Origin of the sequence: Microbacterium sp. Leaf320 (assembly GCF_001423485.1) — a bacterium.
In the GTDB taxonomy this organism is placed as follows: Bacteria; Actinomycetota; Actinomycetes; order Actinomycetales; family Microbacteriaceae; genus Microbacterium.
On the sequence record NZ_LMOD01000004.1, the window covers coordinates 364325 to 389212 of the forward strand.

Annotated in this window: 20 protein-coding genes and 1 tRNA gene; 8 read left to right on the forward strand and 13 right to left on the reverse strand. The window is 66.1% G+C overall.

All coding sequences use genetic code 11. The features are described 5' to 3' along the window. The first annotated feature begins 184 nt into the window (after positions 1-184). Both ASF63_RS15340 and rpoC read left to right on the forward strand, forming a co-directional pair. The gene (locus ASF63_RS15340) at positions 185-3688 is read left to right on the forward strand and encodes a DNA-directed RNA polymerase subunit beta (protein WP_056515943.1); all 3504 of its coding nucleotides are present in this window, start codon (positions 185-187) and stop codon (positions 3686-3688) included. A gap of 85 nt (positions 3689-3773) precedes the next feature. Continuing rightward, complete coding sequence (gene rpoC, locus ASF63_RS15345) at positions 3774-7649, forward strand: DNA-directed RNA polymerase subunit beta' (protein WP_056515946.1); 3876 nt, start codon at positions 3774-3776, stop codon at positions 7647-7649. Between the two features lie 106 nt (positions 7650-7755). Here rpoC and ASF63_RS15350 read toward each other — a convergent pair whose 3' ends face one another. Next, complete coding sequence (locus ASF63_RS15350; protein WP_056515948.1) at positions 7756-8352, reverse strand: hypothetical protein; 597 nt, start codon at positions 8350-8352, stop codon at positions 7756-7758. Between the two features lie 85 nt (positions 8353-8437). On the opposite strand from ASF63_RS15350, the gene ASF63_RS15355 reads away from it, so the two are divergent. After that, a complete protein-coding gene (locus ASF63_RS15355) occupies positions 8438-9367 on the forward strand; it encodes a PfkB family carbohydrate kinase (RefSeq protein ID WP_056515950.1) in 930 nt (309 codons plus the stop codon). An 86-nt stretch (positions 9368-9453) separates the two neighbouring features. After that, a tRNA-Tyr gene (locus ASF63_RS15360) sits at positions 9454-9538 on the forward strand. Between the two features lie 226 nt (positions 9539-9764). Here ASF63_RS15360 and ASF63_RS15365 read toward each other — a convergent pair. Continuing rightward, positions 9765-11588, reverse strand: coding sequence for a hypothetical protein (locus ASF63_RS15365; RefSeq protein WP_157534392.1), 1824 nt, complete (start codon positions 11586-11588; stop codon positions 9765-9767). Continuing rightward, a complete protein-coding gene (locus ASF63_RS15370; RefSeq protein WP_056515958.1) occupies positions 11581-12483 on the reverse strand; it encodes a hypothetical protein in 903 nt (300 codons plus the stop codon). The genes ASF63_RS15365 and ASF63_RS15370 overlap by 8 nt, the downstream gene beginning before the upstream one ends. A gap of 114 nt (positions 12484-12597) precedes the next feature. Here ASF63_RS15370 and ASF63_RS15375 point away from each other — a divergent pair, with 114 nt between their 5' ends. Continuing rightward, complete coding sequence (locus ASF63_RS15375) at positions 12598-13032, forward strand: hypothetical protein (protein WP_056515961.1); 435 nt, start codon at positions 12598-12600, stop codon at positions 13030-13032. Positions 13033-13051: 19 nt separating this feature from the next. Here ASF63_RS15375 and ASF63_RS15380 read toward each other — a convergent pair whose 3' ends face one another. After that, on the reverse strand, positions 13052-13897 hold the full coding sequence (locus ASF63_RS15380) for a hypothetical protein (RefSeq protein WP_056515964.1): 846 nt from the start codon (positions 13895-13897) through the stop codon (positions 13052-13054). Positions 13898-13986: 89 nt separating this feature from the next. Between ASF63_RS15380 and ASF63_RS15385 the strand changes: the two genes are divergently transcribed. After that, a complete protein-coding gene (locus ASF63_RS15385) occupies positions 13987-14214 on the forward strand; it encodes a helix-turn-helix transcriptional regulator (RefSeq protein WP_235560814.1) in 228 nt (75 codons plus the stop codon). Here ASF63_RS15385 and ASF63_RS15390 read toward each other — a convergent pair. Beyond that, positions 14211-14840: a hypothetical protein gene (locus tag ASF63_RS15390; protein ID WP_056515967.1), complete on the reverse strand. Its 630-nt coding sequence runs from the start codon at positions 14838-14840 to the stop codon at positions 14211-14213. The genes ASF63_RS15385 and ASF63_RS15390 overlap by 4 nt on opposite strands. A gap of 663 nt (positions 14841-15503) precedes the next feature. Here ASF63_RS15390 and ASF63_RS15395 point away from each other — a divergent pair. Further along, positions 15504-18257 carry a hypothetical protein gene (locus ASF63_RS15395; protein WP_157534393.1) on the forward strand — a complete coding sequence of 918 codons (2754 nt, stop codon included), beginning with the start codon at positions 15504-15506 and terminating at the stop codon, positions 18255-18257. A 619-nt stretch (positions 18258-18876) separates the two neighbouring features. On the opposite strand, the gene ASF63_RS15400 is transcribed toward ASF63_RS15395, so the two are convergent. The 5 genes from ASF63_RS15400 to ASF63_RS15415 all read right to left on the reverse strand — a co-directional run bounded on the left by ASF63_RS15400 (position 18877) and on the right by ASF63_RS15415 (position 22457). Next, positions 18877-19590 (reverse strand): CPBP family intramembrane glutamic endopeptidase, encoded by a 714-nt coding sequence (locus ASF63_RS15400; RefSeq protein ID WP_056515972.1) that lies wholly within the window; start codon positions 19588-19590, stop codon positions 18877-18879. Positions 19591-19814: 224 nt separating this feature from the next. Next, positions 19815-20402 carry a TetR/AcrR family transcriptional regulator gene (locus tag ASF63_RS15405; RefSeq protein ID WP_235560815.1) on the reverse strand — a complete coding sequence of 196 codons (588 nt, stop codon included), beginning with the start codon at positions 20400-20402 and terminating at the stop codon, positions 19815-19817. Positions 20403-20451: 49 nt separating this feature from the next. Beyond that, on the reverse strand, positions 20452-20997 hold the full coding sequence (locus ASF63_RS19490) for an ABC transporter permease (protein ID WP_235560816.1): 546 nt from the start codon (positions 20995-20997) through the stop codon (positions 20452-20454). Positions 20998-21006: 9 nt separating this feature from the next. Then, a complete protein-coding gene (locus ASF63_RS19495; protein WP_235560817.1) occupies positions 21007-21741 on the reverse strand; it encodes an ABC transporter permease in 735 nt (244 codons plus the stop codon). Next, a complete protein-coding gene (locus ASF63_RS15415; RefSeq protein WP_056516331.1) occupies positions 21738-22457 on the reverse strand; it encodes an ABC transporter ATP-binding protein in 720 nt (239 codons plus the stop codon). Before ASF63_RS15415 ends, ASF63_RS19495 begins: the two co-directional genes overlap by 4 nt. Positions 22458-22703: 246 nt before the next feature. On the opposite strand from ASF63_RS15415, the gene ASF63_RS15420 reads away from it, so the two are divergent. Continuing rightward, a complete protein-coding gene (locus tag ASF63_RS15420; RefSeq protein WP_162238898.1) occupies positions 22704-23297 on the forward strand; it encodes a CD225/dispanin family protein in 594 nt (197 codons plus the stop codon). A gap of 260 nt (positions 23298-23557) precedes the next feature. Here ASF63_RS15420 and ASF63_RS15425 read toward each other — a convergent pair whose 3' ends face one another. The 3 genes from ASF63_RS15425 to ASF63_RS15430 form a co-directional block, all read right to left on the reverse strand. After that, on the reverse strand, positions 23558-23836 hold the full coding sequence (locus ASF63_RS15425; RefSeq protein WP_056515981.1) for a hypothetical protein: 279 nt from the start codon (positions 23834-23836) through the stop codon (positions 23558-23560). Positions 23837-24197: 361 nt separating this feature from the next. Then, complete coding sequence (locus tag ASF63_RS19560; protein ID WP_268771071.1) at positions 24198-24329, reverse strand: hypothetical protein; 132 nt, start codon at positions 24327-24329, stop codon at positions 24198-24200. A gap of 40 nt (positions 24330-24369) precedes the next feature. Next, positions 24370-24855 (reverse strand): hypothetical protein, encoded by a 486-nt coding sequence (locus ASF63_RS15430; RefSeq protein ID WP_056515984.1) that lies wholly within the window; start codon positions 24853-24855, stop codon positions 24370-24372. Between the last annotated feature and the right edge of the window lie 33 nt (positions 24856-24888).

Consider the following 24888-nt stretch of genomic DNA (forward strand, 5'->3'; position numbering starts at 1 on the left):
CAGCATCCGAAGAAGGTCAAGGATCGAGCTTGCCATGTCGCGAGATCGAGCGTATAGTTGGTAGTTGCGCTCGCTTCTCCCTGCCCTCATATGGTGGTCGGCAGCTCGTTGAGCATTCGGGCGCACACTCCACCTGACGACAAAGGAATCGAGAAGCCCTGCGGGGCTCACGGAGGTTATTCCCTTGGCTGCTGCTCGCAACGCATCCACATCCACCACCACCAAGAACGGACGCGGAGCATCCCGTCTTTCGTTCGCCAAGATCTCCGACACGCTGACGGTCCCTGACCTTCTCGCTCTGCAGACCGAATCCTTCGGATGGCTCGTCGGCAACGACGCCTGGAAGGCTCGTGTCGCGGAGGCCAAGAAGGCCGGTCGCACCGACGTGAACGAGAACAGCGGTCTCGGCGAGATCTTCGAGGAGATCTCTCCGATCGAGGACCTCGGCGAGACGATGCAGCTGTCGTTCACGAACCCGTACCTCGAGCCGGAGAAGTACTCCATCGAGGAGTGCAAGGAGCGTGGCAAGACCTACGCCGCTCCGCTGTACGTCGAGGCCGAGTTCATGAACCACCTCACGGGTGAGATCAAGACCCAGACGGTCTTCATGGGCGACTTCCCGCTGCAGACCGACAAGGGAACGTTCATCATCAACGGCTCCGAGCGCGTCGTCGTGTCGCAGCTCGTGCGCTCCCCGGGTGTCTACTTCGACAAGACCCCCGACAAGACGTCCGACAAGGACATCGTGTCGGCCCGCGTCATCCCGAGCCGTGGTGCATGGCTCGAGTTCGAGATCGACAAGCGCGACCAGGTCGGCGTGCGCGTCGACCGCAAGCGCAAGCAGTCGGTCACCGTGTTCCTCAAGGCGCTGGGCATGACCAGCGAGGAGATCCTCACGGAGTTCGCCGGCTACACCTCGATCGAGGAGACGCTCGCGAAGGACACCATCGTCACGAAGGAAGATGCGCTCCGCGACATCTACCGCAAGCTGCGTCCGGGCGAGCAGGTCGCCGCCGAGGCCGCCCGTGCGCTGCTGGACAACTTCTACTTCAACCCGAAGCGCTACGACCTGGCGAAGGTGGGTCGTTACAAGATCAACCACAAGCTGGGCCTCGACGCTCCGCTCACCGACTCGGTCCTCACGGTTCAGGACATCGTCGCGACGATCAAGTACCTCGTGCGTCTGCACGCAGGCACCGAAGAGACCTTCCCCGGCATCCGCTCGGGCAAGAAGGCCGAGATCCGCATCGCGACCGATGACATCGACAACTTCGGCAACCGTCGCATCCGCGCGGTCGGCGAGCTGATCCAGAACCAGGTCCGCACCGGTCTCTCCCGCATGGAGCGCGTCGTCCGCGAGCGCATGACCACGCAGGACATCGAGGCGATCACGCCGCAGACCCTGATCAACGTGCGCCCCGTCGTCGCCGCGATCAAGGAGTTCTTCGGAACGTCGCAGCTGTCGCAGTTCATGGATCAGAACAACCCGCTCGCGGGTCTGACCAACAAGCGCCGTCTCTCGGCTCTCGGCCCCGGTGGTCTGAGCCGTGACCGCGCAGGTGTCGAGGTCCGTGACGTCCACCCGTCGCACTACGGCCGCATGTGCCCCATCGAGACGCCTGAAGGCCCGAACATCGGTCTGATCGGTGCTCTCGCGACCTTCGCGCGCATCAACTCGTTCGGTTTCATCGAGACCCCGTACCGCAAGGTCGAGGGTGGCGTCGTCACCGAGCACATCGATTACCTGACCGCTTCCGAAGAGGTCGACTTCAACATCGCGCAGGCCAACGCCCCGCTCGACAAGAACGGTCGCTTCCGCGAGAGCCACGTCCTCGCACGTCCCAAGGGCGGTAGCGGTGAGGTCGACCTCTTCCTCCCGGAGGAGATCGGCTACATCGACGTCTCGCCGCGCCAGATGGTGTCGGTCGCGACCTCGCTCGTGCCCTTCCTCGAGCACGACGACGCACAGCGCGCCCTCATGGGTGCCAACATGCAGCGTCAGGCTGTGCCGCTGCTGCGCAGCGACTCGCCGCTCGTCGGAACCGGTATGGAGGGCTACACGGCCATCGACGCCGGTGACGTGCTCACGGCCGAGAAGCCGGGTGTCGTCTCCGAGGTCTCCGCAGACCGCGTCACCGTCATGCTCGACGAGGGTGGCACGCAGGACTACCACCTGCGCAAGTTCGACCGCTCGAACCAGGGCACGTCCTACAACCAGAAGGTCGTCGTCAACGAGGGCGACCGCGTCGAGGTCGGAGAGGTCATCGCCGATGGCCCCGCCACCGAGAACGGCGAGCTGGCACTCGGAAAGAACCTCCTCGTCGCGTTCATGACGTGGGAGGGCTACAACTTCGAGGACGCGATCATCCTCAGCCAGGATCTGGTGAAGGACGACACCCTCTCCTCGATCCACATCGAGGAGTACGAGGTCGACGCCCGCGACACGAAGCTGGGCAAGGAGGAGATCACCCGTGACCTCCCCAACGTCAGCCCCGAGCTGCTCAAGGACCTCGACGAGCGCGGCATCATCCGCATCGGCGCCGAGGTCCGCCCCGGCGACATCCTCGTCGGCAAGGTCACGCCGAAGGGCGAGACCGAGCTGTCGGCGGAAGAGCGTCTGCTCCGCGCGATCTTCAACGAGAAGAGCCGCGAGGTCCGTGACACCTCTCTGAAGGTGCCCCACGGTGAGCAGGGCACGATCATCGCCGTCAAGGAGTTCAACGCCGAAGACGGCGACGACGAGCTCGGCTCCGGCGTCAACCGCCGCGTCGTGGTCTACATCGCCCAGAAGCGCAAGATCACCGAGGGTGACAAGCTCGCCGGACGTCACGGCAACAAGGGTGTCATCGCGAAGATCCTCCCGATCGAGGACATGCCGTTCCTCGCGGACGGAACGCCGGTCGACATCGTGCTGAACCCGCTGGGCATCCCGGGTCGAATGAACTTCGGCCAGGTGCTCGAGACCCACCTCGGGTGGATCGCGAAGCAGGGCTGGAAGGTCGAGGGAACCCCCGAGTGGGCTGCCAAGCTCCCGAAGGACGCCTTCGAGGCCGCCCCCGGCACCAAGGTCGCCACCCCGGTGTTCGACGGTGCGAGCGAGGAGGAGATCGCAGGTCTCCTCGACGCGACCATCCCGACCCGCGACGGCATCCGCCTGATCGACTCCACCGGAAAGGCCCAGATGTTCGACGGCCGCTCCGGCGAGCCGTTCCCGGCGCCGATCTCGGTGGGCTACATGTACATCCTGAAGCTCCACCACCTGGTCGACGACAAGATCCACGCGCGTTCGACGGGTCCGTACTCGATGATCACCCAGCAGCCGCTCGGTGGTAAGGCGCAGTTCGGTGGACAGCGATTCGGTGAGATGGAGGTGTGGGCCCTCGAGGCCTACGGTGCCGCCTACGCGCTCCAGGAGCTCCTCACGATCAAGTCCGACGACATCCTCGGCCGCGTCAAGGTGTACGAGGCCATCGTCAAGGGCGAGAACATCCAGGAGCCCGGCATCCCCGAGTCCTTCAAGGTGCTCATGAAGGAGATGCAGTCGCTCTGCCTGAACGTCGAGGTCCTCTCGGCCGACGGCACGCTGGTCAACCTGCGTGACACGGACGACGAGGCCTTCCGCGCAGCGGAGGAGCTCGGCATCAACATCTCCAGCCGCTTCGAGGCCGCCTCGATCGACGAGATCTAAGGTCCAGGCCGCCGACTGAGCGTCACGCCCGGTCGGCGGCCCACCTCCCCGATTTCTTCAGAAGAATTCCTACACAGGAGAATTTGTGCTCGAGTCAAACACTTTCGATGAGCTTCGCATCGGCCTGGCCACCGCGGATCACATCCGCGCCTGGTCCTACGGCGAGGTCAAGAAGCCTGAAACCATCAACTACCGCACCCTGAAGCCGGAGAAGGACGGTCTCTTCGGAGAGCAGATCTTCGGCCCGTCCCGCGACTGGGAGTGCGCCTGCGGCAAGTACAAGCGTGTCCGCTTCAAGGGCATCGTCTGCGAGCGCTGCGGCGTCGAGGTCACCAAGTCCTCGGTCCGTCGTGAGCGCATGGGTCACATCGAGCTCGCCGCTCCCGTCACCCACATCTGGTACTTCAAGGGTGTTCCCTCGCGTCTCGGCTACCTGCTCGACATGGCGCCGAAGGACCTCGAGAAGGTCATCTACTTCGCTGCCTACATGGTCATCTCAGTCGACGAGGATGCTCGTCACCGCGACCTCGGCACGCAGGAGAACAACATCCGCCTCGAGCTGAAGACGCTCGGAGACCGCCGCGACGCGAAGATCGCCGAGCGCCTGGCTCGCCTGGAGGAGGAGCTCGCTTCCCTCGAGGCAGAGGGCGCCAAGGCCGACGCGAAGAAGAAGGTCAAGGACGCCGGCGAGAAGGAGATGTCGCTCATCCGCAAGGGTGCCGACGAGGCGATCGCCAAGCTCGAGCGCGTGTGGGAAGACTTCCGCACCCTCGAGGTCGGGGCCCTCCGCCCCGAGGACGACGTCTTCCACGAGCTGCAGGACCGCTTCGGTCAGTACTTCGAGGCCTACATGGGCGCCGAGTCGATCCAGCGTCGCCTCGCGGCGTTCGACCTGGCTGCCGAGGCGGAGAGCCTGCACCTGCAGATCTCCGAGGGCAAGGGCCAGCGCAAGATCCGCGCGATCAAGCGTCTGAAGGTCGTCAACTCGTTCCTGGAGACCGGCATGAGCCCGGCCGCCATGGTCCTCGACGTCGTCCCGGTGATCCCGCCGGAGCTGCGCCCGATGGTGCAGCTCGACGGTGGCCGCTTCGCGACCTCCGACCTCAACGACCTCTACCGTCGTGTGATCAACCGCAACAACCGTCTTCGTCGTCTGATCGACCTCGGTGCCCCCGAGATCATCGTCAACAACGAGAAGCGCATGCTGCAGGAGGCCGTCGACGCACTGTTCGACAACGGTCGTCGTGGTCGCCCCGTCACCGGTACCGGCAACCGCGCCCTGAAGTCCCTCAGCGACATGCTGAAGGGTAAGCAGGGTCGTTTCCGCCAGAACCTGCTCGGCAAGCGAGTCGACTACTCGGGCCGTTCGGTCATCATCGTCGGACCGCAGCTGAAGCTGCACCAGTGTGGTCTGCCCAAGCAGATGGCTCTGGAGCTCTTCAAGCCGTTCGTCATCAAGCGCCTGATCGACCTCGGTCACTCGCAGAACATCAAGGCGGCCAAGCGCGCCGTCGAGCGCACCCGTCCCGAGGTCTGGGACGTGCTCGAGGAGATCATCCGCGAGCGTCCGGTGCTGCTCAACCGTGCACCCACCCTGCACCGCCTGGGCATCCAGGCGTTCGAGCCTCAGCTCGTCGAGGGCAAGGCCATCCAGCTGCACCCGCTCGTCTGCGCGGCGTTCAACGCCGACTTCGACGGTGACCAGATGGCTGTCCACCTGCCGCTGTCGGTCGAGGCTCAGGCCGAGGCCCGCGTGCTGATGCTCGCGTCGAACAACATCCTGAAGCCGTCCGACGGACGCCCGGTCACCCTGCCTTCGCAGGACATGATCATCGGTCTGCACCACCTGACCACGGTCAAGTCGGGCGCAGCCGGTGAGGGCCGTGCATTCGGTTCGGTGGGCGAGGCGATCCTGGCCAAGGACGAGGGAACCCTCGACCTGCAGGCCAAGGTCCGTATCCGCATCCCGGGTCTGACGTTCCTCGAGGGCGAAGCTCCCGAGGGCTACGAGCGCCACGGTCTCGTCGACGCGTCGCTCGGACAGGCGATCTTCAACGACACGCTTCCCAAGGGATACCCGTTCGTCCGCGAGCAGGCTGACAAGAACAAGCTGTCGCAGATCGTCAACAAGCTGGCCGAGGAGTACCCCAAGGTCGAGACGGCTGCGTCGCTCGACCGCATCAAGGACGCCGGTTTCTACTGGGCCACGCGCTCGGGTGTGACCGTCGCCCTGAGCGACATCCTCACGCCGCCGAACAAGGCTGAGATCGTCGCGGGCTACGAGAAGCAGGCCGCGAAGGTCCAGTCCCAGTACGAGAAGGGCCTCACGACCGACGTCGAGCGTCGTCAGGAGCTCATCAAGATCTGGACCGAGGCGACCGACGAGGTCCAGGCCGCGATGAAGGCGAACTTCCCTGAGGACAACACCATCAACCGCATGGTGTCCTCGGGCGCCCGTGGTAACTGGCTGCAGATCCGGAACATCGCCGGTATGCGTGGTCTGGTGAACAACCCCAAGGGTGAGATCATCCCGCGTCCGATCATCTCCTCGTACCGCGAGGGTCTGTCGGTTGCGGAATACTTCATCGCGACGCACGGTACCCGTAAGGGTCTGGCCGACACCGCTCTGCGTACCGCCGACTCGGGTTACCTGACCCGTCGTCTGGTGGATGTCTCGCAGGACGTCATCATCCGCGAAGAGGACTGCGGCACGTCGAAGGGCCTCGAGCTCCCGATCGCCGCTCCGAACTCGCAGGGTGAGCTGGTGCGCGACGCGAACGTCGAGAACTCGGTGTTCGCTCGTACCCTGGCCTCCGACGTGGTCGACAGCAAGGGCGAGGTTCTCGCCTCTGCCGGCGACGATGTGGGTGACGTGCTCATCGACAAGCTGGTCGCACTGGGCGTCGAGAGCATCAAGGTGCGCTCGGTTCTCACCTGCGACTCCGCCGTCGGTGTCTGCGCGCAGTGCTACGGCCGTTCGCTCGCGACGGGTAAGACCGTCGACATCGGAGAGGCCGTCGGCATCATCGCGGCCCAGTCGATCGGTGAGCCCGGTACCCAGCTGACGATGCGTACCTTCCACACCGGTGGTTCCGCGTCTGCAGATGACATCACGCAGGGTCTGCCCCGTGTGCAGGAGCTCTTCGAGGCTCGTACCCCGAAGGCTGCGTCGCCGATCGCCGAGGCCGATGGCCGCATCACGATCGACGAGACGGACAAGGCCAAGAGGCTCATCCTGACGCCCGACAACGGTGACGAGGAAGTGATCTACCCGGTCCTGAAGCGTGCGACGCTTCTGGTCGAGGACGGTCAGCACGTCTCCGTCGGTCAGCCGCTCCTGGTCGGCACGCTCGACCCCAAGGAGGTCATGCGTGTCATGGGTGCTCGCGAGGTGCAGCGTTACCTCGTCGGTGGCGTCCAGGGCGTGTACCGCTCGCAGGGTGTGCCGATCCACGATAAGCACATCGAGGTCATCGTCCGTCAGATGCTCCGCAAGGTCACTGTCGTCGATCACGCCGACACGACTCTGCTCCCGGGTGAGATGGTCGACCTCAAGCGCTACCAGGCGATCAACCGCGAGGCAGTGGCAGAGGGCAAGCGCCCCGCGTCCGGCCGTTCGGAGCTGATGGGTATCACGAAGGCGTCGCTCGCGACGGAGTCGTGGCTGTCGGCCGCCTCCTTCCAGGAGACGACCCGCGTGCTCACCGAGGCTGCGATGCAGGGCAAGCGCGACCCGCTGGTCGGTCTCAAGGAGAACGTCATCATCGGAAAGCTCATCCCCGCCGGAACCGGTCTCTCGAAGTACCGCGACGTCACGGTCGAGGCGACGGAAGAAGCCAAGAGCGAGCGCTACCCGAACCGGATCTTCGCATCCGACGGTGCGTACGCAGACGGTGACTTCGGTTACGTCGACTTCGACGCGTTCTCGACGGACGACATCACGCCGGGTACGTACAACTGATCGATTCAGCTCTGACGTACTGAGTGAGTAGAAGAAGGCCCCGGGCGATTCGCCCGGGGCCTTCTTCGTGCCCGGACGGCGACCGGTTGGCGACGTCTGGCTCGGGTCAGTCGAACAGGTGCGCGATGATGCTCGACGTGTAGCCGGAGGGCGCGAGGTTCGAGTAGCGCGAGTCGATCAGCACGTCGTCGCGCCAGAACAGGGTGCGTCCGTCCGTGACGGGGTACTGCGTGTTCTGCCAGGTCTTCTCGCAGCGTGTGCCGCCGTCCGGGGCGAAGCAGGTGAAGCCCTCGTTCGTGACGAGGGCGTTCAGCATGTCGAGGGCGGGTCCGCGGTTCATGAGCGAGATCGTGGTGACGAGCCGGGTGGTGTCGGCGCGGGGGTCGGCCCAGATGCAGGTGAGAGTTCCGTCATCCGCGACGCCCGACGGACCGAAGGCTGCGTCGTTCAGCGGCACCCCGTCGAGCTGCGCCAGCACGTCCTCCGAGAGGATCGCCCGGCAGTCGGTCGGCAGAGCGATCGGTGCGGTCGTGGGAGTGGGGGATGCCGTGGGCGAGGGGCTCGCGGTGTCGTCCGGAGTCGAGGTCGATGACGGCTCAGGCGATGCGCTCTGTTCGGCGCTGTCGGAACCGGCAGGACCGCAGCCGGTCAGAGCGGCGGTGAGCAGTAGAGCCGCAGCGCCGGCGGCGAGTCGCGCGTTCATGCGCTCACCGTAGCGCCGGAGGGGGCGGGGGAGCGGGAGGCAGACCGGGCGCCACAGATGCCGTTCGCGCGGTAGTGTCGGCGGAATGAGCGTTGATTCCTCCCGTGCGTCCGGTGCTGTCGTCGTCGGAGACGCGCTGATCGATGAGATCCGTGACGATGCCGGTGTGCGCGAGCTCGTCGGCGGAGCGGCATTGAATGTGGCCGTCGGCCTTCGACGACTCGGTGTGCCGACCACTCTGATCGCGATGGTCGGCGATGACGAGGCGGGTGCGCACATCCGCGAATACCTCGAGGACCACGACGTCAGACTGATCGCGAGTGAGGCTCCGCTCGGCTCTTCGAGGGCCATCGTCGAACGCGGGCCGGACGGCGAGCCCGTGTACGTCTTCAACGAGGCGGCGCAGCGGCGCGGCATCCGCTATTCCGACGAGGCTGTGCGGGTCATGGCCGATGCCGGTCTCGTGGCCGTCAGCTGCTTCCCCTTCGATGTTCCCGCTGAGGTCGATGCTCTCGTCGCCGCCGCGGGTGACGCTCGTCTCGCGATCGATCCCAACCCGCGATCGGGCATGCTGAGCGACCGCGAGGAGTTCGTGCGGGGCTTCGAGCGTGCGGCCGCAGGAGCTGCGATCGTCAAAGTCGGCGCGGATGACGCCGCGCTCCTCTACGACGGCGATCTCGACGGGCTCCGCGCGCGGCTGCGCGGCCTCGGCGTGCGTGCCGTGCTCGCGACAGCGGGTGCCGACGGCGCCGCACTCGAGTCGGATGCCGGAGTGGTCACCGCTCCCATCTCGGCGTTGCCGGGGCGCGTGGTCGACACGGTCGGTGCCGGCGATGCGACGCTCGCGGCGGTGGCTGCGGGACTCGCCAAGGGCACACCTGCCCATGCGGAGGGATGGCAGGAGCTGCTCGATCGGGCGATGGATGTGGCCGCGGCGACGTGTCGCGCCGAGGGCGGCCTGCTGCGCACTCCGGAGTCTCTGGCGGACGCCGATCGAGGCGTCTTCGGCAGCTGACGTCTCGATTTCTCGCGCCTGCCGTTCGCAGGTATGATTATCTATCGTGCCCCCGGTTGGCTGTCGAAGTTGGACGGGTGCGCTCTGGCGAGTTACCCAAGCGGCCAAAGGGATCTGACTGTAAATCAGACTGCATTGCATTCGGGGGTTCGAATCCCTCACTCGCCACCATGAGTTGTTCGTACTTCTCGCAAGAGAAATCCAGGAAACTCGAAACGCAAAGAAAAACGCCCCCAAACCGGGGGCGTTTTTCGTTTGTCAGCTGCTCACAATCGTTCTGGGAGCTCTCGGCGCGGCTCAAGCACGACCGCAGGGCCCAATCAACCGACTTCCAGGCACACTGAAGCCGTCGGTGTTGCAGTGACCAACGTACTCACCTCAGAGAGAGGACCAACGTCTACGTGCGCGCGGGCCCGCGTCTACTTCGTCTGGCCATGCGGGCTTCACGCAGCATGAGGCGGGTGCGTGCGGAGGTGCGTCGGCTGCGGCGGGTGCGGGCGACGGGCGGTGTGATGCCGTCTTCGATTTCGCCGGCTCGTTCGTCTCGTTCGAGGAGGAAGTCGCGGATCCGCTGCAGGTTGGCGGCGGCGATGGTCATGACCTGCAGGAACGCCTGGGCGGCGCGGCCGCGCATGCGTCGGCGCCCGGGCCGGTCGAGGGCGAAGGTCGCGTCGTCCTTGACGTAGTCGTTCGCGGATTCGACCTGGGAGCGGGCATAGCCGAACATCGACTCCCACTCGTCGGTGCCGTACTGGTAGTGCTGACCGAACTTGCCGTCGTCGGTGTAGTCGAAGCTGGTGCTGGTCTTGTTGGTGCAGAGCTTCCCGGGTGCTTTCGGCGTATTGATGATGGGGAGCAGGATGCGGCCGGGCTGGGCGGCTTTCGGGTTGGGCTTCAGGTCGCAGGATGCGGTGGGGGAGCCGCCGGCGGACGGGCACTTCTTCGCGGTCTTGCCGCGGCTGTCCATTTTCTCCTTGTCGGTGACGAGGAACGGTGTGCGCTGGTTGATGAGGCTCTTCCAGCGCACTTTCCTCGCGGCCTCTCGTGACTTTCTCTCCTCAGGGGTGAGGGTCGGGTCTTCCTCGTCTTGCCGGGTGCCTTTGCGGAAGTCCCAGGTGGCATTGATGAGGTCGGGGTGCTCTGCCATGGAGGGGCAGTACCAGTTGCCGTCAACCATGATGGCGCCGTGCGCGTGGTGCTGGATGCCGAGGGCCCATTCTTTGGTGGGGTATTGCATGACGAGTTTGATGCCGAGTGCTCGGAGGGGGTTCTGGAGGTCGTCGGGCTTGCCGCCCGGGAGGTAGGCCTGGTCGCTGACGAAGTGGTCGATGGTGTGTCCACGTTCGATGAGGGAGTTCACCAGGCGCATCGCGGAGGGGGCAGGTTCCTCTCCGGGACGGTGCTGGTCGTATGCGACGATGAGCGAGGGGACGGCGTCAGGCTGTGAGGGGTCGTTGGAGGTGACGACCGCGAATTCGGCCTCGAGGGCGTATTCGCGGACGCGCGCGTCCTTGAATACGTCGGTGGGTGTGCCGGCGGCGGTGCGGAGGTAGAAGCCGTGGTCGGGTTCGATGGAGACCTTCTCGTGCGGCTTCTTGCGGGCGAGGCGCTCCTTGCCGATGCCGCGGGCGAAGGCCTTCAGGCGGGTGGCGTCGACAGCAAGGGATATCTGCGCGGGCCGGTACTGGGCGGGGAGCATCTGGTAGGTCGCTTCGAGCATCTGGTTCGCGAAGATGTGGGCGCGGCGCGCTTTGGTCTTCATCTCTTCATCGCGGAGCCTGCGGTCCTCCAACGCGTCCTGGTACTCCTGCACGGTCAGTCGACGCTGGCGGGTGGGGAGCGGGTAGGCGTCGAACAGGTCGATGATGCGGCGTGTGCTGTTACGTACGCGCTCGAAGAGCGCTTCGGCGGGAGCGAGGGGGTCGTGTTCGATGCCGAGGATGGCCGCGGTTTTCGGCCTGAGGCGGTTTCGGAGGATGTCTTCGACACGACGGATGTGCATGGGCTGGTGCTCGCAGGCGAGCACCAGCCAGAGGATGAGGGTCGCGCGTACGGTCAGATAGGGGCGGCGTCCTCCTTTGTAGATGCGGTCTTGTCGTTCCCAGAGCAGGACGAGGTCGACGAGTCCGGACTCGTCGATGACCACGGCCGCTTGACGGAGCGTCTGCTTGGGGATAGGGCCGCGGGCGGTCGGGTCGTGGCGGAGGAGGTCGTCACGCATGAGCGCCTCCGCCACGGAGCATCGCTCGCTGTTCGTGCGCGGCGGGCATGTCGATGTACGGGCCGAGCCGGCGCAGGAAGGCGGCGTCGAGGAGGCCTGCGGCGTTCATCACCACGGACGGGGGAGTGCCGCCGTTCACTTGGGTGACCAGCCACGTGTTCCGCATCCGCTGGGGGACGGGTCGGATGTCCCCGCGGAGGTGTCGGCGGATGTCGTTGAGGTTGTGCGAGTCGCGGTCCGTGCGTCCTGGTCCGATGAGCCAGTCGCCCCCTTCAGGGGCGGTGGACCTAAGTTCCGCAAGCAGTGGCGCCCACGTGTGCAGTGCGGGGACTGTGCGCGCTCGTGGCCCGCGGGCGGTGACGTCGACGTCGCCGTTGCCCGCGACCGTGACGTCGTCGGTTCGCGTGGTCATCATCTCGCTGACGGTGAAGCCGCATCCAAGTCCCAGGGCGGCGATGGCCGTGGCGTCCAGGCATTTGCGGGCGCTCGGCTGGTACGCGGCCCACGAGCGGATCGTGGCGAGGTCGTCGTCGCCGTAAGGGGCGTCCACGGGGGACGGTGGAGCCTCCGCCCGTCGCGGCAGTGGGTCTTCGCTGAACAGGGTGCGGAGGATGGCGCCTTCCCGGGCGGCTTTCTGCGGGCGAATCTGGGTGGAACGGTGATGTGTGTACAGGTCGATGAACCGCGGGGTGAGCGCATCATCCGCCTGGTCGACGAGACCACGCTCGCGCGTCCACTGGACGTAGCCGGTGAGCGTTGCCAGCGCCTGCCGGGTCGTGGCTTCCGAATGGTCATCGAGGTGTGGGCGGACGGACGCGAGCACACTGTCGCGCATCTGCGCCCAGTCGCCCGCAGGAAGGTAGGGGTGGTAGCTGTCGAGAAAGTCAGGAGTCACTGTCACACAAGAGGTATGCGCGCGACCAGCACACCATGAACACTTGTTGCGTCCAAGCAGCACACGCGCGCCGGTTTGTGCGCATAAGGAACACATTGACTCTAGGATCGACTGGTGAATGATGCACCGCGGGACTGGTTGATCGACCCCACGACCTTCGGTCGGCCTGGGGTGAGTGATTGGGTTTCGACCGTTACGTCTCGGGGTGAGGCGGAGTGCGCGGCGGCCCGGCTGCAGCACAACGCCGCGTTCCAGGTGCGGGCGTTCCTGTTCTCGGAAGAGCGGAGTCACGGGTCGCTGGCTGAGGCTCTGGGGTGGCGGCGTGAGCGGTTGTCGCGCGTGCTCGGTGGTCAGGTGTGGGTGACCCTCGCGGATCTCGAGCAAGTGTTGCGCGAATGCCAGTCGAGTGTGGCGGGAGTCAGCTGGTCGAACACTGCGGCGCAGGATCGCGAGGCTCCTGCCCGGCAGATCGTCGCATTGTACCTGCGTGAGCAGCTGCAGACCCTGGAACCGGCCGCACACGCGCAGCGTGGCATGCCTGCGCGGTAAGCGGTCCATGTCCGGGCTCTTAGACGTGCGGGAGGAACTTCTCGTAGCGGACGAGAGCGTCCATGGACTTCACGCCGGCGGTGTGAAGGAGCAGGTGCATGGGTGTGCCGTGGGTGAGTTGCTCCACGATCCACGTGACACGCATGCGTTGCGTGGTCGGATGCACCGAGAGGCCGCTGGAGCGTTCGACGAACACGGTGACGATGTTCGGGTGCCAGCGGGTTCCTGGTCGGAACAGCGTCGCTGACGGGTCGCCGACGTGCTGGGCGATCTGGTCGAGGGCAGGTGCCCAGGGCGAGGTGACGGGGACTGTGCGGGGGTTCCTGCCGCCGACATGAACGTGCTCGCCGCCTCGACCGATGTCGAGTGCGCGGATGCCGCACAGGTCACGTGTCGGAAGTCCCGCACCCAGGCCCAGGGCAATGAGGGCGCGAGCGGAGGCTTGTCGTGCCGTGGAGCTCTGGAACTCGGCCCACGCGCACAGGTCCTCCACGTCCGCGGCGGTGTAAGGAGCGCTGGGTTGTGCGGCGGACAGAGGGGTGAGCGGTGGGAGGGCCTCCACGGTGCCGAGGCGCTCGCCGGTGCGCAGCAGGATCGCCCGTTGCCGTCCTCTCGTTGATGGGGAGGAGGTCGGCATGAGATCTACCGCGTAGGCAATCACGTCGCGTCGGAACAGCGATTCTTTCGACAGGGGAAAGCCCGAGACGTTCACGCACCAATCGACGTGACGCGCTACAGCGTTCGTCACGGCGGCGAGCGAATAGGGGAGATGGTCGGTGACCTCGCGAACGATCTCGACCACGGCGGGCCGCACCCGCAGCCAGTCTTCTGTCGGCAGGTCGGGGGTGTACTCCTCCACGTCCACGGCACGACTCCTTCCTTGGTCAAGGATCTTGTGCTGAAAGTACAGGATGCTGTGCTGTAGTTCTAGAGCGGATGTCGTGTTCTTGAAACGTGCCTGTTCCCGAACCTGATCTGACGCGCTTGCGTGCTGTTCTGAACGAACGTCGCCACGCCGCGGGGTTCACCTTCGAGCAGCTTGCTGAAGCCTCAGGGATTAGCCGGCAGACCCTGCTGAATATCTCGTCCGGGAAGTACAACGGTGACCTGCGCACCTGGCTCAAACTCAGTCGAGCGTTCGGTATCACCGTCGACGAGCTGGTCGGCGCGGTCTGGGCTTAGCCTGCGGAGCCCCACACCAAGTCGCGGGTATCGATGGCCACCTGTGATTCTTCGGGTTCGCCGGCCGCGTTGATCGGGATCGTGACGGTGACAGACGCTGTGCCCTCGACGGGTATCCATTCCCGGTCGAGAGAGCCGTTGTACTGCTCTGCCCCGAACGTTGCCGTGTAGTGGTAGCTGACGAGCCCGTCGGCATAGGAAGGGGGCGTCTTCTCGGTGAGGGACGCGAGGTGGAATCCCCGCCCGGCGCGACCGAAGCTTGTGGCGGTGTCCGTGGGAAGTGTCCCGTTGCTGACGGATTCTTCGGCGGCGGTGGTCGCTGCGGCCTCGGCGCTGCCTTCCGTCTCGGTGAGGAGTGCGCGTACGGCGTCCTCGTCGTGCTCTGGAGAGACAGTCGCACTGGACCCCGGAGTCACGGTCACGGTGTCATCGCTGAACGTGAACGGGAAGGGCAGAGGATCATCGACAGTGACCCCATAGATGCCGGGAAGGAGCTGAAAACGCTCCGCCTCCTCGTCGGCGCCCACGAGCGTCGCCTGACCCGCGTCGGTGCGGGGCAGATGCAGGTCTCCGGACAGGACCGGGAACTGCGCGAACGTGTCGCCGCCGTGTTCGCGGACCACCACGAGCTCGCCGTCGACGGGGTGTCTCCGACGGTGAAACGGAATGTGACTCGCGCCTGGTCGAAGCCATCCTCCGTCTCCCACGTACTGACGTCTTCGACCTCGATGTCGGCGATGGGGATCTGAATCGCATTCAGGTGCTCGAGCGCCTCATCGACGCTCTCGTCCCCGCGAATCGTCGCAGCCAACTCGCCCGCGTCCCGATCCGCGAGCGCGGTCAGTGTGCGCTCAGCGACCATCGTCGGTGTATCTCGACCGGACGTCGACATGAGAACAATGGCGACGGCGATGGCGACGACGAGAGCGGCCAGGGCTCCTATAGCAAGGGGACGAGCCCTCCGCCCGACAGGTGACATCGAAGTTCCTTTCCTCTTCGGAGCGGTAAAGCATCCTGTGCCAGAGTACAAGATGTTGTGCTGGGGGTAGTGAAGGGCCCTTTTCACTTGATGACGCGCACGGATCCCGATCGTCGCCGGGCAGAGGCGCCGACTCTCACTGGCGCGGTATCGGGGCAGCGCCGCCAAGAGAACCAGTGGTGTCGACGCGCGCGGGCGGCCGGATGTCGCGACCTCGGGGCTGAGGTGCGATGTGCCGCAGGGTATCGCTGTGATGCCCCCGCCGGGGTGTCACGGGTCCACGCACAGGGCGGGACCCGGGAAGGAATCTGTGGATATTCCCTTGCGCCGACGACTCTCAAGTGCGGCGAAAAAGACCATCGTCATCATCGTGACCCTGATGCTCGCCCTCACGGCAGTGTTTACGCTGAAGCAGCCCGCACACGCCGCGTCTCAGGGGGCCGGGTACGGCACCTGGGATGACCGGGTCGGGTGGCAGGGAGGGTTCGTTGCACCGGACGGCACCGTCGTGTACTGCATCGAACCCGGCGTGTCGAACCCGTCGGGAAGCAGCACCAGCGCCGGCCACCAGGGCTCTGTGGTGTCGCGAAGCCCGTACGGGGACCGTGCGCTGAGCGCCGATGACCTCGCACGGATCAATTACCTCGTCTCCAGTTTCGGGCAGACATCCAACAATCGGGAGGCCTCCGCGGTGAACTTCGCCGTGAAGTACATTGCCAACCCGAATGCGATGTTCCGCTCCCACAGTTGGAACGGCTCCTGGAACCTTCCCGGGTACGTCAACTGGGTGCTGTACAGCGAAGTCGGATCCACCGAAGCGGCGGCCATTGCCGCGCGTGCGGAGGCACTCATCGACGCGTCCGCCGGGATCACAGCGGGGACCGGAGTCGACGGCTCCGGGGCTCTGACCTTTCAGGTCGACCCCTTCAACAACTACGACGGCACGGTCACCATGGTGGGCACTGCCGGTGCGACCGGCACTGTGACGCTCACCAACGGCGTGTTCGATACGACCGGCACCGCCACCCTGTCCGGGATGCAGGCGAACGTCCCGTATGCCATCACCGGGGTCCCGCCGAGCTGGGATGGGAAGCCGTACAGCATCTCCGGGACAGGGTCATTCACGCTCGGTGGATCCGGATGGGCAGGAAGCGTGCATCTCTGGCACACGGCCTCGCAGCAGACCACCGCGGGCCCCGGCCCTCGCGCTACCAGCCAGTTCGCTGTCACCGGTGCCGACCCCACGGAGCGCACCGTCACCTTCCAGCCGGTTGTGACCACGACCGCCGCGGGGTACGTGCAGCCGGGCGAGCATGCCACCGACATGCTGCGCTTCCACACTGTCGCCGGGGAGACGGGCTTGAACAATGCGTGGCCGCAGACCGGGAATGCCCAGTATCGGGTCGTGCGCGCCGACGGCACCCTCTATGGACCGTTCGCTGCGCAGCCGGCGGAGTCGGCCGACGTGCCCGACGACGCACCGGTCGCCGCGCACGCACAGGTAAAGACCACGCCCGTGGATGGCCCGACGGTGGAGTACACCGCGACCAGTGATGCGACCGTCGAGACGGCGGGCTACTACACCTGGGTGTGGACCATCGCCTACGACGACCAGTCCGCCGCGACCCGCATGTACCTGCCGGACGGGTACACGTTCACCGACCACTTCGGTCAGACCGTGGAATCCAGCATCGTCCCGATGCAGTTCACCGTGACCACCGCAGTGACCTCACCGGACGTGCTCCTCAGTGGCCCGGCCGCGGACACCGCGACGGTCACCGCCGAGGGGCTCTGGCTGCAGCAGGACGGTGAGAACATTCCCGTCGTCGGACGCTGGGACGCCTACTATGACGCCCGCCCCGCCGCCGACATCGTTCGGGTTCCCGGCACCGAGGTCCCCGACGAAGCCGTGCACCTCGGCACCCGCACCGGCACCCTGACGGGCAATGGAACGGTGAACACCCCCACCACACTGCCCGACGGCGCCGTCCAGGTCCCGGCCGCGGGCAAGGGCAGCATCGTCTGGGTGTTCAGCATCCTCCGCGACGACCAGGGCGCGAACGCCGAGTACGTCACCGACATCGTCGATGACTACGGGGTGCCGTCGGAGATCTCGACCATCGTGCAGCCCGAGGTAGTCACGAAGGCCTCCGCCGGAGCCCGCATCGGGGAAAGCATCTCCGACACGGCCGTCATCACCGGCCACCTCCCGCATAACGGCGCGGAGCTGACCTTCGACCTGTACCGGGTCCCCCTGGTCGAGGGGACGGGAGAGGTTGACGCCCCGAGTGTCGACGGTGACGGCGCGCCGGTGTCGTACGCGCCGGGCGACCTGTCCTGGGTGTGCACTGCCGACAACCTCGTCAGCAGCAACGCTGACACCGGCGGCGCCATTGTCACGGAGACGGGCGAATACCGGTCCCACGAGTACGAGATCGTCGAGAACGGCAAGTATCTCTGGGTGGAGAAGCTGTGGTCCGTGCCCGCCGTGGGCAAGGAACGGGAGCTGATCCGGGAAGGCGGCTGCGGTGTCGCGGAGGAGACGTCTTTCGCTCTCGACGTCACCACCCAGGCGATGAGCGACACCGGGGCGACGACGGGGATCGAGCACGGTGTGCACGTCTGGGACACGGCTACCCTCACCGGGTACGTGCCCGAAGGGGGACAGGTGACGTTTGAAGCCCACCTCGTCCCGGCCCGCGCAGGTGTGGACCTCCGCACCGCATGCACGGCGGACACCCTTGCCTGGACGAGCAGCCCCGTTTCGCTCGAGGGCGGATTCTACGACGAGACGACCCCGCTGAAGGTAGAGAGTGAACGTCACACGTTCGACCCGGATGTGGACTCGGTCCTCTACTTTGTCGCGGTGACTCGCGACGCCCTGGACCGGGAAGTCAACCGGGGCGAGTGCGGTGACCCGAACGAGACCCTCAGCCTGAAGGGCCAGAAGGTCATCGCCACCGGCGGGGAGCTGTCACCGGTCGCTGTCACGGCCGCGGGAGTGACAGCGCTGCTCGCAGGTCTGGGTGTGCTGCTCGTCGCCCGCCGCCGCGTGCGCCGCTGACACCGGTGAGGGAGGGTCCCGACAGGCATCGGGACCCTCCCTCGCATGCGACCACCCGAAGGACGCACGGCGGTCACCGCCACCCACGGACCGCGACCACACCCTCAGCCTACGAACCTCCGCCATCCCCGGGTACCGGATCGTCGCATTGCCGTGGTCAACACCGCCCCGTGCAGTGCCTACCGACGGGCGCATCCGTACCGTGACGGCGTCCTCTGCAGTCTCCGGGCCTCGGGCAGCGCAGAATCGGCGCCGGTGGTAGCGAGGTGCACGGCCGAAAGTGGCGATGGCGGCGCGAGCGTCGTCATCGGACGCGGTCAGGAGTGCCGTGATTGCGTGCAAGGTGTCCGCCCTCATCGTGCCGGCTCGTCGCTGTCGCGCTTCTACCACCGGGCGATGGTCGTGACGTCGATGTTCGCACCATACGCGAGCGGCTCTCGATTCAGCGCCGGGTCGCGCACACCTCACGCCGTCATTGAGCGACTGGCGCTGAACCGGCCACCGACATCGATGCGTGCAGCGATTCTGGGCTCGCGTTCTGTCACCTTCCCCGCCCGGGATCACTCACCACCGCCACAAGACAAGCAGGGACCGGTAGGCGGGGGAGCGGGCGGCGGGGTTAGGCGAGGGGCGGTGGTGCCATGCGCGTCCACACGACGATGCTGGCGACACTCCACAGGACGTGGATGGTCAGGGGGACGACGATGTTCCGGCGTGCGAGGAGGAAGAAGGCGCCGAGTACCATGCCGGCGGTCGCGGTGTCGAGGAGGAGGGGCAGGTCATCGACGCCACGAACATGCAGGGCGCCGAACAGCAGCGAGGAGGCGACGAGGGCCAGAACCGGGGAGATTCGTCGCCCGAGTCGGGCGAGAGCCGTCTCCCGGAACACGAGTTCTTCCACTATCGGGCCGACGATGCCGATGAGGATCATCGTGAGCAGGGGTGCGCCATCACGGACAGGGACGATGCCGGTGGTGTGCAGCCCGGTGGGGGTGTGCCCGGTCACGGCTAGGAGCAGGACGGTGCCGACGGCGACGGCCGTGGACGCGACAATCCCCGCCGCCACGAGACCCAGGGTGTGCAAGGGCCGGGCGGTGGTCTGGTCCCACCCGGCCGCGAACGCGTCACGGAACACCCACACGCCGGCTGCGGCGGTCACGGCCACGCCGGTGAGGACGGCCAGGTCCCGGGCGGTGGGGGGAAGAATGTCGGACACCCATCCGGATGCGGCGACGACGACACCGTAGACGACGAGGAAGGCCACGATGGCGGAGGTGAGCGGCCGGTCAGGTCTGACGTGGGGCAGGGGGAGGGTGTGGGAGGGGGTGGGCATGGCACTCCAGTGCTGTTCTCGGTGCGTGCACACGACACCGGCCGACGCTACGCGTCGCGGTGGGTGCGGGCCGTGGACGACCGGGAGATGCAGTGGTGGGGGCGGGGTGCTGCCGTGCGCTGACCCCCGGGGGTGGTAGTGCTCCCCGCCCAGTGCCGTGGCCCGGGCGCGAGTCACACCGCAGATCGGCACCGTCACTCAGGAGCCGTCGGTGCGCGGCGGTGTTAGGGGCGGAGTTTGGTGAGCGCTTGCGCGACGAGGTCGGAAATGCGTTCCGGGTCGAGTGCGGGCATCTGTCCGGTCGCGGCGGCGTCAGCCCACAGCTGTGCGGTGAACCGCATCACGGCGAACACCATCTGGGTGATCAATGCGGCCTGGTCCCGCCGGGCGTGGTCGGTCTCGTTCGGGTACTGGTGGGTGAGGCGGGCGAGGATCAGTTCTTCGAGTCGCGGGTGCAGGGCATCGACGCGTGATATCTGCCGCGCTCTCAGCGTCGGGCTGGATGCGACCGCCCGGATGCGACGGGCAATATCGGAGGGATCCGAACGCGCGAAACGCGGGTCTAAACGGATCAGACGGGCGGCTTCGTCCAGGAGAGGGCCGGTGGAGTGGGTGAACCGTTCGGCGGCCTCCTCGTCCAGCCACGGGCTCACATCTCCGAGCAGGGCGATGTCTTTGGTGGGGAAGTGGTTGAAGAAGGTGCGTTGGCTGACGCCGGCGCGGGCGCAGATCATGTCGACCGTGACCGCGTCATAGCCGTGTGCGAGGACCAAGTCCGTGGCCGCCTGCTCGATGGCCTGCGCTTTCTCCACGGCGTCTCGGCGACGGCGTCGGGGTTCGGTCGACATGATCTGCTTCCTGTTACTCGTACCGCAGGGATGTGATGGGGTCCCGTCTCGCGGCGCGGCGGGCGGGCAACACCCCTGACACGAACGCGATGCCGGTGATGACCAGGACCACGATCCCCACCGGGACGGGATCGAACAGCAGGATCTGCAGCCCGGGCAGGCCTGTGAGAAGCGTATCTGCTGCGGCAGCGGAGATCACGGAGCCCACCCCGGTAGCCGAAATGGCACCGATCCCCGCCCCGACGGCACCGATAACGCACGCCTCAATACTGAACAGGCCGAACACCCGGGCTTTGGGCATTCCCATCGCCTTCATCAGCCCGATCTCCCGCGTTCTCTCCTGCACACTCATCAGCAGCGTGTTCACGATCCCGAACGACGCCGCAAGCAGCGCAATCGCGGCGAATGCGGTGAGCACCCCGATGATCCCGTTGATGACGACCTGCACGACCCCGAGCTGATCCTCCACCGTTTGACCGGACAGTCCCCGCGCACTCAACTCATCTTTGATGTCCGCGATCACCGCATCCATGTCTGGTGCGGTCGAGAGTTCCACCACAGCGAGAGGTCACCCGTCGACCTGTCCGCCGGGAGCTTGGGCGGTCGCGATGGTCTCTGTCAGCGCCGGGTTCGCTCCGGCCCCGGCAGCGAACAGGCTTTCCCGTGCCACACCCACCACCACGGCGTCGACAGTGTGCTGGGCGCGTTCCGCGTCCACATAGCCGAGGGTCACCGTCTCCCCAATAGCGGCCGCCGGGTTCGCGAAACCCAAAGCGTCCATGTACTCCTCGGGAACGACGATCTCGTTCTCCGCCGTGGCCTGGTCCAGCTGCGCGCCGGCGAGGAGGTCGCTCTGTCCCACGGAGGAGGTGGGGTTGATGGTCACCTCGAACCTGTCGCCGTGATCTGCGGAAGCGCGTTCCACCCAGTCGACGCTGACCTGGGTGACCGGCGTGACGCGGGTCACCCCGTCCATGGTCTTCATGTCGTCGATATCGGCGGCGTTCAGGAGCGTCCGGCCCGCCAGTGGTGCTCCCGCGGCCGCCGTCGTTCGTCCGTCGGGATCCCATTGCGCAGGGCCGTCCCCGGCGGACGTGTCGGTGGCCACACTGACGAGCAGGATGTTGCCGGAGCTCAGCGTCGCGACTTGCCGTTCGACGTAGTCGTTGACGCCGGCACCGAGCGCGGTCGTCAACGTCAGCGTGAACGCCCCCACGAACAGGCTCAGCATCGTGAGGGAGGTGCGGAGTTTGCTGCGGAACGAGTTGTACACCGCCATGCGGAGAAGGTCACTGTTCTTCATGCGGCCCGCGCTCCTTCCATCGCCACGCGGCCATCCGCGATGGTGACCCTCTCGTCGCACCGTCCGGCGAGATCGGGATCGTGGGTGACGATGACGAGCGTGATCCCCCTACGGCGCTGCAGATCGAACAACAGGTCCTCGACGTGCGCACCGGTGGCTGAGTCGAGGTTCCCGGTGGGTTCATCGGCGAAGATCACCGCGGGGTCGTTGACGAGTGCGCGGGCGATGACCACACGCTGCTTCTGTCCGCCGGAGAGGTCCGACGCCGCATTGCGGGCCTTGCCCTCCAGGCCCATCGACTCCAACGCCGCCATCACCTTCGCGCGACGCTGCCGTGCAGGCACGCCAGCGATCACCAGAGGAAGGCTGACATTCTCGAACACGGACTGGCTGCCGTTGAGGAAGAACTGTTGGAACACAAACCCGAACGGGCGGTTGCGGATGAGGTTTTTCTCCCGAGGTCGCAGCCGCGCGGACGGCGTCCCCAGCACATCGACCTCGCCGGTGGTGGGGGTGTCGAGCAACGCCATCAGATGCATGAGGGTGCTCTTGCCGGAACCGGACTTCCCAACAACGGCCAACGACTGCCCCTGCTGGACGTCGAGGGAGATGTCGTTCACCGCGGTGAACGCACGGTCTCCTCGCCCATATGTGCGCGTCACCTGTGAGAGGCGTACCGCAGGGGCGCTGGACAGTGGAGACGAGAATGAGGTCATGGCGACCATCCCTTTTATCTTGCAGTAACTGCACTTTATTATCTTGCAGTGACTGTAACATACTGGTGCAGGGGTACCGGGGAAGCCCCGTCACCCCCGTCGACCGATCAGCGCGCCCCCTCCGGTACGCAACATCCGGAACGGGGCGTCCGATACGGATCGCCGCTATACCGAGCGAGACTCGAACACGCTTCAGCACACGACTAATGCCGCGAGGATCAGAAGCAACGCCAGCTAGGAGGCATGATGACCAACATCCCCACGCCCAATACTCAACCGCGCCCGGATTCTGCTCACAACACTTCAGGCGACATTCCCAAGGACTGGTTGTGGTTCGCGATCATCGCTGCCATTGCCTGCTGGCCCCTGGGCATTCCGGCAATCATGCAGTCCATCCGAGCCCGGAACGCGATCCGACGAGATGACCTCACTCTCGCTCGCAAGGCATCGCGCACGGCCGTCATTATGAGTGCCCTCGGATTGAGCGTCACGCTGGTACTCCTGTGTATCGGAGCTGGCGTGTGGGCGGCTCAAGCATCCGCACCGCAGCACACCGTATCGGTGAGCTTGGCGGCGGAGAGTAACGGAGACTACCTAATTGAATGGTCAGTGGGCGGCCGAGAGTTCACTAGCGAGGGCGATCTCCAGGGCGACAAGATCGTGGAGTTCAACGTTCCGGCGGACCTCGCAGCCGAGATCACTATCAGCGTCGAGGTCAGCACGGATTCGAACACAAGAGCTTCGTGCGCCATCGACGCCCCGTCAGCCTTCGCCAACGGCACATTCACCCAGGAAGCCGAATACTTCGCGGTTTGCACCGCGAACAACATCTACGACTAACCTGGCGTCTGAACTCGCCCCACAAACACCGGCGGCGAAGAAGCTCACCGGGCGCTCGGAGTGGCGTGTCCGCCATCTGCAGCTCACCTCGAAAAACATGGCGACCATCCTCACCGTCATCGACGCCGACGGTGGACGGATCCCTGACGGTCCCGAGCACGTTATCGACGCCATCGAGGGGCACCTGGCTCGCCCACCAGGGAGTGGACGCGGACGCTGCCTGACCAGCCGAGGAGCGCTCGCGGTGCGTGAGCGGGGTCTCAGGATGCGTGACGCCAAGGGAGGATGTGGGGCAAGCGGATCGATTCGGCAGTGAACTGCAGCTTGCTGGCGCTGAGGATCTCACGTGGGGTGGTTTCGAGCGCGGCCGCCAACGCCGCGACCTGTCCCGGGGTGAACCCGGGGCCGGCGAGGCGGGCGCGGAACTCGCCCGGATCGATTCCGGCGTCCCACACGACAACGGCGGCGCTGCGCCCTACCCGCGCACGGAACCGTTCCAGTGCCGCCGGGTGCACGCGACCCCACGAGTTCATCGCCATGCGCCCTCCTTCGCCCTGGTGACCGTGGTCGACTGGTTCGCTCATCCCCGTGACGGGCAGTGGTCCGGTATTCGAGAAGAGGGGTGCCCCCGTGTCTCGACCGGAACACGGGGGCAGGTCTCCGACTGTGGCGGAGACTGTTAGGGAGGCGGTGCCCAGACCCCCAGGGCACCCGCGCGGCCCCGGGGAGCGGGGTGATCACGCACCATCTACTCTCCCCGGTCCGATACACCCCTCGCAGCCGATACGGCCCGTTGACGAGCGGACGGAGCGGATTGCAGTACGAAGATCCCGGTCGTTGCGTGACTCCCTTCCACGCGTTCCGTCATGGGCGGCGTCCTGCGTCAGTGGTGCCGTGTTTTCACGACCGTGAGAGCGGTCGCGCCGGGTGGTCGACGGCGCCGTCGAGGAGGTCGAAGCCGTCACCCACCTCGGCGGGCGGGCCGGAGGCGTCGTCGTAGGAGGAGGTGGCGCCGCGGTCGTCTAGCGACACGGGCCACGGGCAAGGCAGGCCCGGGGGAGTACGGGGAAGGTTACCGCCGGCGGCCTCGTGACGGGATGGCGAACGGGTCGTCGACCATCCTGACGTGATCAAGACGTGTGTGAATGGCGATGGAGAGGAGGGCGAGGCTCAGGGTCGTGATGCGCTCGGGACGCGTGGTCCAGTGTCGATCACGAAGCTTCCCTCGCACGTTCTGAATCAGCTCGTCGTCGGTGTGGCCGCGCAGAGCAGTCATGAGCCAGGCCCGGGCGAGGATGTAGTCCTCCTCCGACGCTGTCATTCCGGGTGAGGTGGGGTCTGCGGCTCGGGGGTCGAGAGAGCGGATAGCCTGGTGACGTAGCCCGGCGGCGGCACCGGACGCGATCGCGGCAATCACGGTGGCGCCCAGTCGCAGCTCGATCACGCGATGCCACTCCTCTTCGAGGAGCAGATCCGTCAACCCGAACCCGCGTGTGTCGCTGAGCACCAGGTCGCGAACCGCTCGCGCGCATCGCGGATACAGCGTTATCGAATCCATACGGTCTCCATACTCGGCACCATCGATCTCCGC

Excerpts from the sequence above, each read along its gene's own strand:
- ASF63_RS15350 (WP_056515948.1), bottom strand. The coding sequence starts at position 8,352 with ATGAACGCGCGACTCGCCGCCGGCGCTGCGGCTCTACTGCTCACCGCC.
- ASF63_RS15415 (WP_056516331.1), bottom strand. The coding sequence starts at position 22,457 with ATGACCTCATTCTCGTCTCCACTGTCCAGCGCCCCTGCGGTACGCCTC.
- ASF63_RS15365 (WP_157534392.1), bottom strand. The coding sequence starts at position 11,588 with ATGCGTGACGACCTCCTCCGCCACGACCCGACCGCCCGCGGCCCTATC.
- ASF63_RS15425 (WP_056515981.1), bottom strand. The coding sequence starts at position 23,836 with ATGGCGATGAACTCGTGGGGTCGCGTGCACCCGGCGGCACTGGAACGG.
- ASF63_RS15355 (WP_056515950.1), top strand. The coding sequence starts at position 8,438 with ATGAGCGTTGATTCCTCCCGTGCGTCCGGTGCTGTCGTCGTCGGAGAC.
- ASF63_RS15430 (WP_056515984.1), bottom strand. The coding sequence starts at position 24,855 with ATGGATTCGATAACGCTGTATCCGCGATGCGCGCGAGCGGTTCGCGAC.
- ASF63_RS15400 (WP_056515972.1), bottom strand. The coding sequence starts at position 19,590 with ATGCCCACCCCCTCCCACACCCTCCCCCTGCCCCACGTCAGACCTGAC.
- ASF63_RS15420 (WP_162238898.1), top strand. The coding sequence starts at position 22,704 with ATGACCAACATCCCCACGCCCAATACTCAACCGCGCCCGGATTCTGCT.
- ASF63_RS19495 (WP_235560817.1), bottom strand. The coding sequence starts at position 21,741 with ATGAAGAACAGTGACCTTCTCCGCATGGCGGTGTACAACTCGTTCCGC.